Source organism: Streptomyces flavusporus (assembly GCF_046267975.1).
GTDB lineage: Bacteria > Actinomycetota > Actinomycetes > Streptomycetales > Streptomycetaceae > Streptomyces > Streptomyces flavusporus.
This window is the reverse complement of record NZ_CP176503.1, coordinates 7056373-7070851: the sequence shown is the minus strand read 5'-3', so window position 1 is coordinate 7070851 and position 14479 is coordinate 7056373. Positions and strand designations below refer to the sequence as shown.

The following is a 14479-nucleotide window of genomic DNA, read 5'->3' as shown; positions in this document are numbered from 1 at the left end:
TCCGTCTGAACACCGGTGGGACGACCTCCGTATGGAAGGGAGCCGCTTCACTCCTGTCGGGCGCCTCGATGCTGCCCCGCAAGGAAGTCAGAGGAGTTCCATGGGACGCAACACAAGAAAACGCCGTACGCCGCTGGCCACCAAGGCCATTGCCGCATCGGCGGCCCTAGCGCTCGGTGGGGGCGGGCTGGTATGGGCCAACTTCTATGCCTCGGCACATGAGGACGAGGATGGGTGGAACCAGACGAAGTCCACTGCCGCCCAGGTCGCAACGATCAACTGCCCGGACGTCGGCCAGAAGCTGACGGACGTGCCGGAGGGCGCGCGTCAGGGCGTCGCCAAGGAGCTGGCGCTGCTCGACAGGCAGATCACGGATGCCTACACGCGTCTCGCGGAGACGCGTCAGGCCCAGGCGGGGGACGCCAGTTACGTCGACAACGCCATCCTCGGCCCGCTGAAGTCCAAGCGGGTGGCCACCCTCGACCGGATCGGCATCAACATCAACCGGGCGGGCGGTGAGGCTCCGCAGGGTCTCGACCAGCTCGCCCAGTGCCAGGGCGTCCCGGCCGAGCAGCCGGAGCCCAACGACGGTGACGGCCAGGACCAGAACAACGACGGTCAGGATCAGGGCGACGGCCAGGACGGCGGTCAGGACCAGGGGGACGGTCAGGACCAGGGGGACGGTCAGGACCAGGGCAACGGCGGTCAGGCCGGCAACGGCCCGGTGGCCGACGACTTCATCAACATCGAGGACGTCCAGCCGAACTCCCGCAACCTGCCGAACGGTCTGGCCGCGAACGGTGACTCCGGTTCGACGGGCAGCTTCACCACGAACTGCGGCACCAACGAGAACGAGAACCGCAACTCGGACAACGTGATCGTGGCGCCCGGTGTCTCCAACGGTGCGCAGCACCAGCACGACTACGTCGGCAACCAGGCCAACAACGCCTTCGCGAGCGACGAGGACCTGGCGAACGGCGACACCAGCTGCCAGAACCAGGGCGACAAGTCGTCGTACTTCTGGCCGGTGGTCCGTCTGCAGGACGGTACGCAGGACATCGACCAGGACCAGCCCGGTGGCGGTCAGGACGGCAATGTCGGCAAGATCGTCGAGCCCAGCGAGGCCGAGCTGAAGTTCGTCGGCAACCGGACGAGCGATGTCGTCGCGATGCCGACGGCCCTGCGCATCATCACCGGTGACGCCAAGTCCTTCACCAACGGCCTGGGCAACGCCAACACCTCCTGGAGCTGCACCGGCTTCGAGGACCGGCAGGTGACGGACAAGTACCCGATCTGCCCCGAGGGCAGCAGCGTGGTGCGGACGTCCAACTTCCAGAGCTGCTGGGACGGCCAGAACATCGACAGCGCCAACCACCGCACCCACGTGGACTTCGTGGAGGCGGACGGCACCTGCTCGAACGGTTTCCAGGCCATCCCCCAGCTGCAGGTCCGGCTGGTCTACGACATCCCGGCCCCGCAGATCGAGAACGGACAGGTGGCGAACGCGTTCGCGGTCGACTCCTTCCCGGAGCAGCTGCACAAGCCGATCACCGACCACAACGACTTCATCAACTTCTTCGACGAGGACCTGATGAACGAGATGGTCGACTGCATCAACAACGGCGAGGACTGCCAGTAGTCCTGCCCCAGTAGGAAGCCGGCGGTGGGATTTCCCACCGCCGGCTTTCGTTTGCCTCCGGACTTTCGCGGTCAGCCGTTGTGGCTGCCACTGTTGTGACCGCCGCTGTTGTGACTGCCACCGGGATTCATGTGCGCGGACCCCTCCTCCATGGTCCCGCCGAGCCTGCCCTGCAGCGCCGTGACCGTCTTCTCCTCGCCGACGGCGACCCACTTGCGGCCGACGAGGTAGTAGCCGCCGTAGTCCTTCGCCCCGTTCAGCCACTCGCGCTGGCCGCGGTCGGTGGCGAAGGTCGCGAGGACGAACCTGCCGTCGGTGTTCTTGCAGACGGCCTGGCGGATCTCGTCGGCGTCCGTCGTCATGTTCGGCTCGCACTTCACCTCGGCGGCCAGGTGCTCCAGGCTGCCGGTCGCCGTCTCCGGTACGGCCGCCTGGTCGCCGTCGGAGCCGCAGCCCGCCAGCGCCAGCACCGCCACGGCGCCGCTCAGGGCGAGCATCGGTCGGGTCAACCTCATCTGTTCCTCCGGTCCGGTCTTGGAGCAGGCACACATGCGCCTCAGTTCGATACGGCTGCGGCCCGCTCAGCACTCAAACCGATACCTCCGCGCGTACGGCTGTGCGAAGGTGGGCCGGTGAACCAGGACTGGGAAGACCGAGTGGCCGCCGCCTGGGCCACCTTCGACGACTACACCGACGACCGAGCGGCCGACTTCCGCGCCGTGATCGACACGCTCGTCACCGAACTGCCCGAGGGCAGCCCCCTCGGCCCGTTCGAGCAGGCCTGCGCCTGGGACTCGACGGGCCACTCGGACAAGGCGGTCCCCCTGTACCGGGAGGCGCTGGCGCGCGGGCTCGACGGCTACCGTGGCCGACGGGCGAAGATCCAGCTGTCCAGCTCGCTCAGGAACATCGGGCAGCCGGGGGAGGGCGTCAAGCTGCTGACGCCCGAACTTGACGCACCCTCCGACGAGTTGGACGATGCGGTACGGGCCACGCTCGCCCTGTGCCTGTCGAGTCTCGGGCGTGATCGCGAGGGCCTGTCCCTCGTCCTGGGCGCCCTCGCGCCCCATCTGCCGCGCTACCAGCGGTCGATGGCGAACTACGCCCGCGCCCTGGTCGAGCCCCAGGACTGACGCACCGGGTGGCGGTGACCAACCGTCGATTCGCTCGTTCTGCTGAACGTGCAGTCACAGGATGTCGCTCAGCGCCAGAGCTCCGCACCAGCCGGCCCCACCGACCCGGTGGTCGACGTCGAGCAGGCCGAGGCCGCGCTCGTCGAGCACTATCCGCGACTCGTCCGCCTCGCCTATCTGGTACTGCCACCGAGCCTGGGCCGCAACCGGCGCGTCCTGACCGCGCACTCCCTCACCCAGCGCGCCCTGCCACGCGGCCGGACCTCGACCTCCGTGATCCCGGCCCAGTCCACGGGCCAGGGCCGGGACGGCGACCCGGGCTACGCCTTCCTCCGCCTCCAGGTCCTGCGGACGGCGCTGGAGGCCGCCCTGCCGCTGCGGCGCAAGGCGTGGCCCAAGCGCTCCCAGCTGCCGCCACTGCTCCCCCAGGTGTGGGGTCTCAAGCTCTTCCCGCGCTCCGGCGGCGCCGACGAACTGGCCCTGGACCAGCGGCTGTCCGCCCTGTCCGCCCCTGCCCGCGCCGCCTACGTCCTGCGCGGCCTGGAGCAGCTGGCCGACCCCGATGTGCACCGGGTACTGACGGCCGCCGGCGTCGACGACACGGAGGCGGCGCTGGGCGAGGCCGACGCCGTACCCGCGCAGTACGCGCTGCTCGACTCCCCCGAGTTCGACCCCTGCTCGCTCCAGGCCCGGCCCACCGACCTGATGCGGCGCCGCCAGCGCACGAAGGCCGCGCTCGCCGCGGCGGCGGCCCTCGCCGTGAGCGGGGCGCTGCTCGGCCTGCCCGGCGACGGCTGGGGCCCCGACGGCGCCGCGGCACCGTCGTACGCGCAGAACCCGGCGGCCGAGGCGGCCCTCGACCCCAGCAGACTGACGAAGGTCTCCCCCACCACCTGGCGATCCTCCGCCCGCACGGACTTCTCCGTCTGGCCCGCGCGCGGCGACCTCACCGGCGACCGGGCGCTGCTGCGTCGCGCACTCGCCGTCTGGGCACGCCCCGGCGAGACCGTCCAGGTCTCGACCACCCCCGGCACCCCGTCCGGCGGCCCGGCCGGCCCGCCCCAGCTGCTGTACGCGGGGAACGTCGACAACGCGCGCGTGGTGATCCTCCACGACGGTCTGCGCCTCGCCCGCTACGCCGAGCCGAAGGACGGCACTGCGGGCGCCGCCCTCGACTTCGCCCGCACCGACGGCGCCACCGGGGCCGAGGCGAACGCCGTGGTCCTGGACCGCACCGACGGCAACGTCCGCTATCTGACAGCACCCTGGGTGACGAAGGTGGCCGAACGCGACCTGCTGAAGCCGAGCTCCGGCGCGATGGACCTCACGATCACCGACGGGGTCACCACGCCGCTGGCCAGCCCCGCGATCAAGACCGGCTCCTGCGCGTCGTGGAACGTCCTGCAGATCACCGACGACTCCGGTACGCGGCTGATGACGGACCTGGGCGAGCTGGTGCCGGCCCGCCTCACCACCGGGCGGCCGGGCAAGACGCACGACGCGGCCGGGGCGGAGTCGCTGCGCACCTGGGCGCCGTTCGCCTGTTCGCTGTTCGCGGTGCGCGGGCAGGGGGTGCGGTCGGTGAACGCCTGGCAGTACGCCGAGCAGCCGCTGCCCGACGCGAGCGGCACGGCGGCGTGGGTGTGTACGCGCGCGGAGACCTGGCGGGGCGGCGGCGAGCGGGCGCTGGCGCAGTTCCACACGCCGGGCGGGACGTACGGGGCGGTCGCCGCGAAGGCCGAGAACGTACCGGCGTGCGGGACGCGCGATCCCCATGTGCTGGCGGGCGTGCTGTGGAAGTCCGAGGCGGGTACCTGGTATCTCCTGGCGGCGGGCAGCCGCGACACCGCGTCGATCAGCACGACCGGCGGGGTGGAACAGACCGCGCAGGGCAACCTGTTGGCCGTACCCGCCAAGAAGGGCACTCAGGCCGGCCTGAAGGCGATCCTGACGGACGGGCGGTCGATCAGCGGCCTGCGCTAGCTGAACGCATATGAACACCCCTGGTCGGTCCTGTCCGTTCGAGGCTGGATCCGATCGGTAAGGTGTTCGTATGTCTACCGGGGTAGTTCGCCGCAGGATGGGTGTCGAGGAGCGGCGGCAGCAGCTGATCGGCGTCGCCCTCGAACTGTTCAGCCACCGCTCTCCGGATGAGGTCTCCATCGACGAGATAGCGTCGGCCGCGGGCATCTCGCGCCCGCTGGTCTACCACTACTTTCCCGGCAAACTCAGCCTGTACGAGGCCGCGTTGAGGCGTGCGGCGGACGATCTGGCGGGCCGGTTCGTGGAGCCGCACGAGGGTCCGCTGGGGGCTCGGCTGCTGCGCGTGATGCGCCGGTTCTTCGACTTCGTCGACCAGCACGGCCCCGGTTTCTCGGCGTTGATGCGCGGCGGCCCGGCGGTGGGCTCTTCGACTACGAACGCGCTCATCGATGCCGTACGGCAGGCCGCGTACGACCAGATCGTTTCGCACCTCGGCGTCGAGGAGCCGCCCGCGCGACTGGAACTGGTCGTCCGCTCCTGGATCTCCCTCGCCGAGTCGACGGCGCTGATCTGGCTGGACGGCCGGCACGTCCCACGCGCCGAGCTGGAGGTACAGCTCGTGCACAACTTCGCCGCACTGGCCGCCGTCGGCGCCGCCCACGACGAGGAGATGGCCATGGTGATGCGCCGCGTCCTCAAGGACGAGCCGGGCGACGGGCCGTTCGGCGACCTGGTGGTCCGGCTGATCAGCCTGGCCTCCTAGGCCTCGAACTTCCGGTACGACGGGTCGAGGTCGCGTACCTCGGCCGACGCGTGCAGGGCGAGGCCCTCGGCGGGCTTGATGTGCTGCCGCAGCAGGTCGAGTACGGCCTCGGTGAGCCGGACCTTGGTCTCGTCCGTGCGGCCGGCCAGCAGCCCCAGCGTCACATGGACGACCGCGTGCCCCTGGGTGTCCTCCCCGACCGTGGTGTCCTCGGTCCGCCGGAACTGCGTCTTGCACGCCGGCGGCTTCGCGGCCGCGATCTCGACCACCGTGGTGTGCAGGGCCCGCGCGAAGGCGGGCCGGTCGAAGTCGTCCGCGAGCTGTGCGGAGTAGTCGACGGTGATCTGCGGCATGGGTGCTCCTGTTCTACGTCGGACAGGAGCACCCTAACCGCATGACCGTCAGCCGGCCCGGGAGAAGACGGCGACCGTGCGGGCCGGGACCGTGAAGGTGCCCGATTCCGCCGTGTGGGCCGCGTCCTTCACGACCGGGTCCTCGCCCGTCGCCTGTACCGGGTGCAGCCGGTACTTCACCCCTTCCGTCGCCTCGATGCGCTGCTCCTGCCGCTCCGGCGTGGCGTTGAACACGACGACCAGGTCACCGAGCCGCATGGTGATCACGCCCGGCGTCTCGTCCTTGCCGGACAGCGGGAAGGAGAGCCCTGACTGGACCTGATCGGCGGTGTCGAGGGAGAAGGCGCTCTCCGTCGTACGGATCCTCAGCAGGTCCCGGTACGCCGCCGAAGCACCCTCGATCTGCGTGCAGCCGACGCCGACCGTCCTCAACAGGGGCTTGGCGTAGGGCCACTTGGGCTCGTTGTCGGCCGCCATCGGCAGTCCGCGGCCGAAGCCGTTGCCGTCGGCGCAGTTCCAGTGGATGGCGTTGAACCAGTCGCCGCTGTCGTAGGAGTTGCGGTCCAGGGACTTGGAGCGCAGCAGGTCGGTGCCGGCCTGGGAGAGGGACGGACCCTGCGAGAGGGTGGCCGTGGCCATCGCCAGGACCTGCATCCGGGCCCGGTCGTCCGCGCTCGCCGATGCCGGGAGCTTGTAGGCCAGGGCGTCGAACAGTGTCTCGTTGTCGTGGGCGTCGGCGTAGGCGAGGGCGTCGCCGGGGGCGGCCGCGTAGCCGGCGGGGGCGCCGTTGTAGTCGACCTCGGAGCCCTTGACCTCCTTGCCGCTGGTGTCGGTGAAGGTGAAGTCGGCGAGGTTGCCGGACAGGCCCACCTTGATCAGGTCCTGGTAGTGCAGAAGGCGGGCCTTCTGTTCGGCCGGACCGCCGTTGTTCGTCGAGGAGTTGGGCTCGTTGTACAGCCCGGACGCAAAGCCCTGGACGCCGGGGTCCTCGTCGAACGGGCCGCCGCCGCGGACGGCGTCGCGGGCGCGGTCGGAGAAGGTCGCGACACCGGTTCCCGCCATGTTGCTCTGCGTGGCCTGCTCGAAGCGGGCGTCGTCGGCGATCTCGCCGAAGTTCCAGCCCTCGCCGTAGAGGATGATCTTCTTGCCGTCGACGCCGTCCTTTTCCAGGGTCAGCGCGTCGAGGGCCTTGCGTACGGCGAGGATGTTGGCCTTCGGGTGGTGGCCCATGAGGTCGAAGCGGAAGCCGTCGACCTTGTACTCCTTGGCCCAGGTGACCACCGAGTCGACGACCAGCTTGCCCATCATGGCGTTCTCGGTGGCGGTGTTGGCGCAGCAGGTGCTGGTGGCGACCGTGCCGTCCGCGAGGAGCCGGTGGTAGTAGCCGGGCACGATCCGGTCCAGGACGGACGTCCGCTCCTGCCCGCTCGCCGCCGTGTGGTTGTAGACGACGTCCATGACGACCCGCAGGCCGTCCTCGTTCAGTGCCTTGACCATCTTGCGGAACTCGACCGTACGGGCCGTACCGTCCGGGTCGGTGGCGTACGAGCCTTCGGGGACCGTGTAGTGGTACGGGTCGTAGCCCCAGTTGTAGGCATCCTTCGCGGCGATCTTCGACACGCACTCCTGCTGCTTGTCGGCGTCGGCCGGGAGGGAGGCGAGGTCGCAGTCGACGGTCGCCTGCTCGGACCTCTTCTCCGGGATGGTGGCGATGTCGAAGGCGGGCAGGAGATGGACGTACGACGTGCCCGCCTCGGCCAGCTCACGCAGGTGCCGGGAACCGTCGCTCGCCTTGTCGGTGAAGGCAAGGTAGGTGCCCGGGTCCTTGGCCGTCTTGTCCTCGACCGAGAAGTCCCGGATGTGCAGCTCCTGGATCTGGGCGTCCTTCAGCGGTACGGCCTTGGGCTTGGCGTACGAGGACCAGCCGCTCGGCGCCAGGGACTTGTCGTCGAGGTCGACGACCAGGCTGCGCTCGGAGTTCGCGGCGAGGGCGACCGAGTAGGGGTCGGTGACCTTGTTGGTGACGACCTTGCGGACGCTGGGCGTCCAGACCTCGACGACATACCGATACGGCTTGTTCTTCCAGGACTTGGGGCCGGTGACGGACCAGACGCCGGTGGTGTCGTTCCGCTTCATGGCGACGGTGGAGTCACCGATTTCGAGCTTGACCGACTGTGCGGTCGGTGCCCAGACGGACAGCGTGGGCCGCCCCTTGTCGAAGGTCGGGCCGAGGTCCGCCTTCGTCGCGTCGTACAGGTCGTCCAGTACGCCCGCGATCTGCACGCCCGTCGCCGCGAGCACCGCGCCGTTCGCCGCGCGCTGGGAGGCGACGACCTGACCGCGCAGGGCCTCGCGGACCCGGTCGCGGTCACGGGGGTCGACGGACCAGGCGGTGTACGACTTCAGGTGCGGGTACTTCGCCTTCTGGGCGTCGGTGAGGGTGGTCCTGGACAGCCGGAGCCACTGTTGGTCGTCGCCGGTCAGCGCGCCGTCCTTGACGGCGATCGAGCCGGTGCGCGAGTACAGCAGCTGCGTGGAGGCGGCCGCGTCGGAGCCGTTCCAGGCGACCGTGTTCCGGTCGATCCAGACCGCCTTGGAGGTGGTCAGGTCGAGGGCGGCCGCACTGCCCGCGGGCTGCGGGAGCAGGTACTTCTCCTGGCCGTTCAACAGCCACACCTCGTGGCCGTTCGCCGTGAGGTCCAGCGACTGGTCGGCGGAGAGATCCTTCTCGGCGCCCTTGTGGATGATGTAGCTGAGGCTGGTGGCACCCTCGGTGAGCGGCACCTCGAAGACAGCGCCATAGGCATCAGTCTTCACCGGCTTGATGGGGTTCGACCACTCGGTGGGGTTCGCGGCACCCGTCCAGACGTGCAGACCCCAGCCGTCGTAGTTCCCGTCCGCGCGGTGGTAGTGCAGGACGGCCTTGGTCTTGTCCTGGGCCGGATAGTCGGGCCGCTCGGTCTGTACGGCCTCCTTGCCCTGCTCGATCCAGATCTCGCCGGTCTTGGTGACATCGATCGTGCGGTCGGCGGAGACGTCCTTGTTGCCGTCCTTGTCGATGACCAGGAAGCCGATGGTGGAGGCGCCGGGCTTCAGCTTGACGTAGGCGAAGGCGCCGTAGGCGTCCCGGCCGATGAAGGGGTGGCTGTCCGGCCAGGTGGTGGACTCACCGTCGGCGAGGTCGCCCCAGGCGTACAGGCCCCAGTTCGCGTAGTCGCCGTCCGCGCGCTTGTAGTGGACGATCGCGTAGTCCCGGGAGGAGGCGGTGGGCGTCTCCTCGGCGGGTGGGGTACCGGTAGTGGACGCGGCGGTCGCGCTCGCCGTACGGCCCGCGGAGTCGATCACGACCGCCTTGTAGCGCAGGGCGGTTCCGGCCGGTACGTCCTTGCCGATGATCTGCGTGACCTTGTACGGCGCGTGGTCGGCGGAGCCGAGCGTCTGCCACTTGCCGTTGCCGACCTGGGCGGCGAAGACGACACGGTTGAGCTGACCGCCGTCGACATCGGCACCGATCTCGACCGTGCCGGTGGCGCCGGCCGCCGGGGCCTTCAGGGTGATCGTCGGCTTGGCGGCGGGGGCGGGGGGCCTGCCGGTGGCCTTGAGGACGATCGCGGAACCGGCCGGGACCGTGACGGTGATCTTCTTGTCGGCGCCGGAGCTTACGGCGGTTTCGGTGCCGTAGATCCCCCTGAAGCCTGTGCCTGCCGAACCGGTCGCGAAGGTCACCGTCTTCGCCTCGCCGGCGTTGTTGAAGGCGACCACGTACTCCGTCTTGTCGGTGGCGAAGCGGGAGAAGGCGTAGACACCGGCGCCGTCGGCCGCGTAGCGCTCGGTCTGGACGCCGTCGGTCAGAGCGGGATTGGCCTTGCGGAGCTCGGCGAGAGCACTGATCTGGTGGTAGAGCGGTGCACTCGTGTCGTAGGCGTCGCTCGCGTGGGTGCGGTCGGTGCCGATCTGGTCGTCGTCCAGGTAGTCGGCGGTCTGAGAGGCGAACAGGGTCTGGCGGGCGTCCTTGTCGCCGCCGGAGCCGGTGAAGCCCTGCTCGTCGCCGTAGTAGACGACGGGGTTGCCGCGGCTGAGGAACATCAGCTCATTGGCGAGCTTCGCCTTCTTCAGCAGCTCGGCGTCGGTCGCGTCCTTGTCGTCCTGGTTCAGGAAGTACCCGATGCGGCCCATGTCGTGGTTGCCGAGGAAGGTGACCTGTTCGTACGCGTTGGCCTTGCCGGTCGTGTACTTGTAGTCGTCCGCGAAGACCGAGGCCAGCTTCTGCGCGCTGCCGCCCTGGGAGGCGTACTGCCGTGCCGCCTCCTGGAAGGGGAAGTCGAGCGTGGCGTCGAGGCGGCCCTGGGTGACGTACGGGGCCGTGATGTTCGTGTCGGCGGAGTACACCTCGCCGAACATGAAGAAGTCGTCCCGGCCCTGCTTGGCCGCGTAGGAGTCGAGGGCCGTGGCCCACTGGATCCAGAACTCCATGTTGACGTGCTTCACGGTGTCGATGCGGAAGCCGTCGATGTCGAAGTCCCTGACCCAGCGCTGGTAGATCTTCTCCATACCGCTGACGACCTCCGGACGCTCGGTCCACAGGTCGTCGAGGCCGGAGAAGTCACCGTGGGTGGAGCTCTCGCCGGCGAAGGTGGAGTCGCCCCGGTTGTGGTACATCGTCGGGTCGTTGAGCCAGGACGGGACCTTGACGTCCTGCTTGGCGTCGGCGACGACGGGGGTGCGCGGGAAGGAGTCGGCGTCGGTCTTCGGGAAGTCGCGCTCGCCGTCGGCGTAGTCGGCGTCGTCGAAGGGCTCGCCGTCCTTCGTCAGGTACGGGAAGGCACCCTTGGAGAGGTAGTCGTAGGACTTCTCCTTGTAGTCGACGACATCGGCGGTGTGGTTGGTGATGACGTCGAAGAAGACCTTCATGCCCTTGGCGTGCGCCTTGGCGATGAGGGTCTCGAGGTCCTTGTTGGTGCCGAAGTGCGGGTCGACCTGGGTGAAGTCCGTGATCCAGTAGCCGTGGTAGCCGGCGGAGGCGTTGCTCCCCGTGCCCTGCACGGCCTGGTTCTTGAAGATCGGCGCCATCCAGATGGCGGTGGTGCCCAGGCCCTTGATGTAGTCGAGCTTTTGGGTCAGGCCCTTGAGGTCGCCGCCCTGGTAGAAGCCCTTGTCGGTGGGGTCGTAGCCGGTGGCGAAGCGCGAACCGGTGAGGCCACCCTCGTCGTTGGACGTGTCCCCGTTGGCGAAACGGTCCGGCAGAACGAAGTAGAACTGCTCGCGCGTGGAGTCGTGCCGGGCGGGCTCGGCGGCGAGCTTCGCGTCGGACGGGGGCGCGGGCGGAGTCTCCGCCTGCGCCGCGAGGGGCTGGACGAGTGCTGCGGCCAGCGCGGTCACGGTGACCGCAGCGACCCGTCCGGTACGGGCGGTTCGACGCCTCGACGGCGACGGCCATCTCGATATCACAGATGGGCTCCTAGCGATTACGGCTCATTGGGTCCGACCCCGCGCGACCGTATCGCCGAGGAAAGGCTTACAGCAAGGGTCCTGAAAAGCTTGGAAAGAACTTTCAGAGGCCGGACTTGCCGACATGGATGGCCAGGGCGGTGTTGGCGCCCAGAGTCGCGGTGAACTGGCCGCTGGAGTTCGCCGTCACGGTCGTGTTGTTCTGCACGTTGCATTGACGTCCTCACCCACGCGAACGTGGGCGATTCCCGCCTGCCCCGCCGCGTGCAGCGACTGGGCTTCGGGTGGGTTCCTGCTTCACCGAGCGCTGCCCCGGCTTGCGAGGTCTGACGTGCTCTCCACAGGCGTTTTGACGCTCCGCCTCGTGCCGCATCTCAGCGACACGTTTCCGTCCAGCGGCGCGTAGGTTGGCCTCGGCGTTCTCGTCTCGGTCGTGCCGGGTTCCGCACTCCGTGCACGTCCACACGCGGACGTTCAGCTGCTCGCGGCCCTTGGGACCGGTAAGTCGCCCGCACCCGGTGCGGGAGCACAGCTGGGTAGAGGGGAACCACCGGTCGATCCTGACGAAGGTCCGCCCGTACCGGGCGCACTTGGCCTCCAGGGTGCGGGCAAATCTGCCGAGGGATTGGTCATGGACGCTCTTGCCGAGCCTGCCGCCGCGGGTGGCCATGCCCTTCACGTTCAGGTCCTCCGCATAGACCGCTTGGCTCTCGCGGACGATGCGGGTGGTCTCCTGCTCGATGAAGTCGCGTCGCCGGTCGGCGATGCGGGCGTGGATCTTCGCGACGGCCTGCTTGGCCTTGCGTCGATTGTTTGATCCTTTCTGCTTACGGGACACAGCGCGCTGAGCTCTTCTGAGCTTGCGCTCCTGACGGCGGAAGAACTTCGGGGAGGCGATCTTCCGGCCGCGCAGCACGGCATAGCAGGACAGGCCCAGGTCGATCCCGGTGTCGGTCTCCTCCACGTCCAGCTCGGGGAGCGGCTTGTCGTCTGCCTCGACCACGAAGGAGGCGAAGTACCGGCCGGACGGATCCTTGATGATCGTCACCGACGACGGTCGTGCGGGCAGCTCGCGTGACCAGCGCACCTCGATGTCGCCGATCTTCGGAAGCCGCAGTTTCCCGCCCTTCGTGATGGACCAGCAGGCGTTCGCGGTGAACCGGACCGCCTGCCGGGCGACCTTCTTCTTCGCCTTCGGCGGGCCCATCTTCGGCCCCTTGCGGGTGCCGTTCTTCGAGGCGAAGAAGTTGCTGTACGCGGTCTCCAGGTCGCGCAGCGACTGCTGGAGCACCACGGCGGACACCTCGCCGAGCCAGGCCCGTTCCGGAGTCTTCTTGGCCTCGGTGATGACCCGCTTCGACAACTCGGCCGCCGTCGGGCGCGGCAGACCCTGCGCATAGGCGTCACGACGGAGTCGCAGGGCGTCGTTCCACACGACGCGGGCGCACCCGAACGCCCTCGCCAGACTGCCGCGCTGAGAAGCGCTCGGGTACACACGAACGTTGTACCGGAGCTTCATGTCGATCACCGTATGAGCACGCGATCCATCCCCCGCCCCAAAGATCACATCCAACCGAAACTGCGCACGCCATGAGCAAGTGCGTTCGCAAACCCTACGATCACACGATGGTTCGAATCCTCACTGGCCGCTTGGTTCCTCATCAGAGGCCGGTCCTGCTCGCCGCCCCCCGAACCGGCCACAGGCGTACCGGTGCGGCGCGGCCGTGCTGTCGCCCCTCGGGGAAACCGACCGAGGGGCGTTAGCTGACTTGCAACTCAGCAGCTCGACTTGCCGACGTATATCGCGAGGGCGGTGTTGGAACCGAGGGTGGCCGTGAACTGACCGCTGGAGTTCACCGTCACGGTCGTGTTGTTCTGCACGTCGCAGTACGTCCCCGCAGGCAGCGACGTCTGGTACGTACGGCTCAGGGAGCCCGACTCGTGGTTGATGGCCACGAACCCCTTGCTGCCCCGCCCGAAAGCGATCGCATCGCCCCCGTTGTCCCACCAGTTGGTGACCGACTCACCGCGGGTGGCGTTGCGGAAGGCGACCATGCGCTGGATCTCCGGCCAGGCATGCTGGCACTTCCAGCCGCCCTGCCAACAGGCGTTGACCGAACCGCCGTTGGGCGGACCGGCATCCGTGTCGGAGAACTCGTACCCGGAGTTGATGTCGGGGGCGCCGTAGGGCCAGGCGAGCATGAAGACGTTGGCCAGGGTGTAATTGGCACCGTCCCTGTAGTTCAGGGTGGAACCGTTGCGCTCGGTGTCGTGGTTGTCGACGAAGACACCGGAGACCGAGCTGTTCATGTAGCCCCAGCCCTCACCGTAGTTCTTCAGGTAGGCGAGGTTCTCGCTGTTGAAGACGCGCTTGAGGTCGTACGCGTACCGGAACTCCTGCACGTCGCCGTTGCCGGTGTACTCCGTCGGCTGGACGGCCTCTCCGCTGCCGTAGATGACCTCCTGCTTCCAGTACACGGAGGGGTTCCTGAGCCGTGACTTGATGTTGGCGAGATCAGCGGCGTCCATGTGCTTGGCCGCGTCGATGCGGAAGCCGTCGACGCCGAGGGAGAGCAGGTCGTTCATGTACCCGGCGATGGCGCCGCGGACGTACGACTCGTTCGTGTCCAGGTCGGCGAGGCCGACCAGTTCGCAGTGCTGGACGTTCCAGCGGTCCTGGTAGTTGCTGATCTGGCTCGTGCAGTCGTCGAAGTCGGGCGACGAGTACAGGCCGGGGTAGTTGTACTTCGTGTACGACGAGCCGCCGGTACCGGTGCCGCTGCCCGCCGACATGTGGTTGATGACCGTGTCGACGACGACCTTCACACCGGCCGCGTGGCAGGTGTTCACCATGTTCTGGAAGGCGGTGCGGTCGCCCAGCCGACCGGCGATCTTGTAGCTTACCGGCTGGTACGAGGTCCACCACTGCGCGCCCTGTATGTGCTCGGCGGGCGGGGAGACCTGCACGTAGCCGTAGCCGGCGGGGCCGAGGGTGTTGGTGCACTCGCGGGCGATGGAGGCGAAGTTCCACTCGAAGAGGACGGCCGTGACGTCCTTGGTGCCGGGCGGGGCGGCCTGGGCGGTGGGTGCGGTGGTTGGGTTCATGACAAGGGCGGCGGCCGCGAGGGCGGCGGCCCCGGAGAGAGTTCTGCGCGCCATG

Annotated in this window: 9 protein-coding genes; 4 read left to right on the top strand and 5 right to left on the bottom strand. The window is 68.7% G+C overall.

The window, feature by feature from the left end; all coding sequences use genetic code 11:
* Positions 1 to 100 precede the first annotated feature (100 nt).
* Positions 101 to 1639, top strand: coding sequence for a DUF1996 domain-containing protein (locus ACKTSN_RS33395; RefSeq protein WP_409472523.1), 1539 nt, complete (start codon positions 101 to 103; stop codon positions 1637 to 1639).
* 71 nt (positions 1640 to 1710) lie between these two features.
* Here ACKTSN_RS33395 and ACKTSN_RS33390 read toward each other — a convergent pair whose 3' ends face one another.
* Positions 1711 to 2154, bottom strand: a complete 444-nt coding sequence (locus ACKTSN_RS33390; RefSeq protein ID WP_224738722.1) for a hypothetical protein — start codon at positions 2152 to 2154, stop codon at positions 1711 to 1713.
* 117 nt (positions 2155 to 2271) lie between these two features.
* Between ACKTSN_RS33390 and ACKTSN_RS33385 the strand changes: the two genes are divergently transcribed.
* The 3 genes from ACKTSN_RS33385 (at position 2272) to ACKTSN_RS33375 (ending at position 5518) form a co-directional block, all read left to right on the top strand.
* On the top strand, positions 2272 to 2772 hold the full coding sequence (locus ACKTSN_RS33385; protein ID WP_409472522.1) for a tetratricopeptide repeat protein: 501 nt from the start codon (positions 2272 to 2274) through the stop codon (positions 2770 to 2772).
* Positions 2773 to 2820: 48 nt separating this feature from the next.
* Positions 2821 to 4755 (top strand): hypothetical protein, encoded by a 1935-nt coding sequence (locus ACKTSN_RS33380; protein ID WP_409472521.1) that lies wholly within the window; start codon positions 2821 to 2823, stop codon positions 4753 to 4755.
* 70 nt (positions 4756 to 4825) lie between these two features.
* Positions 4826 to 5518, top strand: a complete 693-nt coding sequence (locus tag ACKTSN_RS33375) for a TetR/AcrR family transcriptional regulator (protein WP_409472520.1) — start codon at positions 4826 to 4828, stop codon at positions 5516 to 5518.
* Here the strand turns inward: ACKTSN_RS33375 and ACKTSN_RS33370 are convergent.
* The 4 genes from ACKTSN_RS33370 to ACKTSN_RS33355 all read right to left on the bottom strand — a co-directional run bounded on the left by ACKTSN_RS33370 (position 5515) and on the right by ACKTSN_RS33355 (position 14478).
* Positions 5515 to 5871: a 5-carboxymethyl-2-hydroxymuconate Delta-isomerase gene (locus tag ACKTSN_RS33370; RefSeq protein WP_409472519.1), complete on the bottom strand. Its 357-nt coding sequence runs from the start codon at positions 5869 to 5871 to the stop codon at positions 5515 to 5517. The two genes, ACKTSN_RS33375 and ACKTSN_RS33370, sit on opposite strands and share 4 nt — an antisense overlap.
* A gap of 48 nt (positions 5872 to 5919) precedes the next feature.
* Entirely contained in the window at positions 5920 to 11319 is a 5400-nt protein-coding gene (gene pulA / locus ACKTSN_RS33365) for a pullulanase-type alpha-1,6-glucosidase (RefSeq protein ID WP_409472518.1), read from the bottom strand.
* 223 nt (positions 11320 to 11542) lie between these two features.
* Positions 11543 to 12838, bottom strand: coding sequence for an RNA-guided endonuclease InsQ/TnpB family protein (locus tag ACKTSN_RS33360; RefSeq protein WP_409472517.1), 1296 nt, complete (start codon positions 12836 to 12838; stop codon positions 11543 to 11545).
* 257 nt (positions 12839 to 13095) lie between these two features.
* A complete protein-coding gene (locus tag ACKTSN_RS33355; protein WP_409472516.1) occupies positions 13096 to 14478 on the bottom strand; it encodes an alpha-amylase in 1383 nt (460 codons plus the stop codon).
* Position 14479: the final 1 nt, after the last annotated feature.

Excerpts from the sequence above, each read along its gene's own strand:
- ACKTSN_RS33375 (WP_409472520.1), top strand. The coding sequence starts at position 4,826 with ATGTCTACCGGGGTAGTTCGCCGCAGGATGGGTGTCGAGGAGCGGCGG.
- ACKTSN_RS33390 (WP_224738722.1), bottom strand. The coding sequence starts at position 2,154 with ATGAGGTTGACCCGACCGATGCTCGCCCTGAGCGGCGCCGTGGCGGTG.
- ACKTSN_RS33370 (WP_409472519.1), bottom strand. The coding sequence starts at position 5,871 with ATGCCGCAGATCACCGTCGACTACTCCGCACAGCTCGCGGACGACTTC.
- ACKTSN_RS33355 (WP_409472516.1), bottom strand. The coding sequence starts at position 14,478 with ATGGCGCGCAGAACTCTCTCCGGGGCCGCCGCCCTCGCGGCCGCCGCC.
- ACKTSN_RS33360 (WP_409472517.1), bottom strand. The coding sequence starts at position 12,838 with ATGAAGCTCCGGTACAACGTTCGTGTGTACCCGAGCGCTTCTCAGCGC.
- ACKTSN_RS33395 (WP_409472523.1), top strand. The coding sequence starts at position 101 with ATGGGACGCAACACAAGAAAACGCCGTACGCCGCTGGCCACCAAGGCC.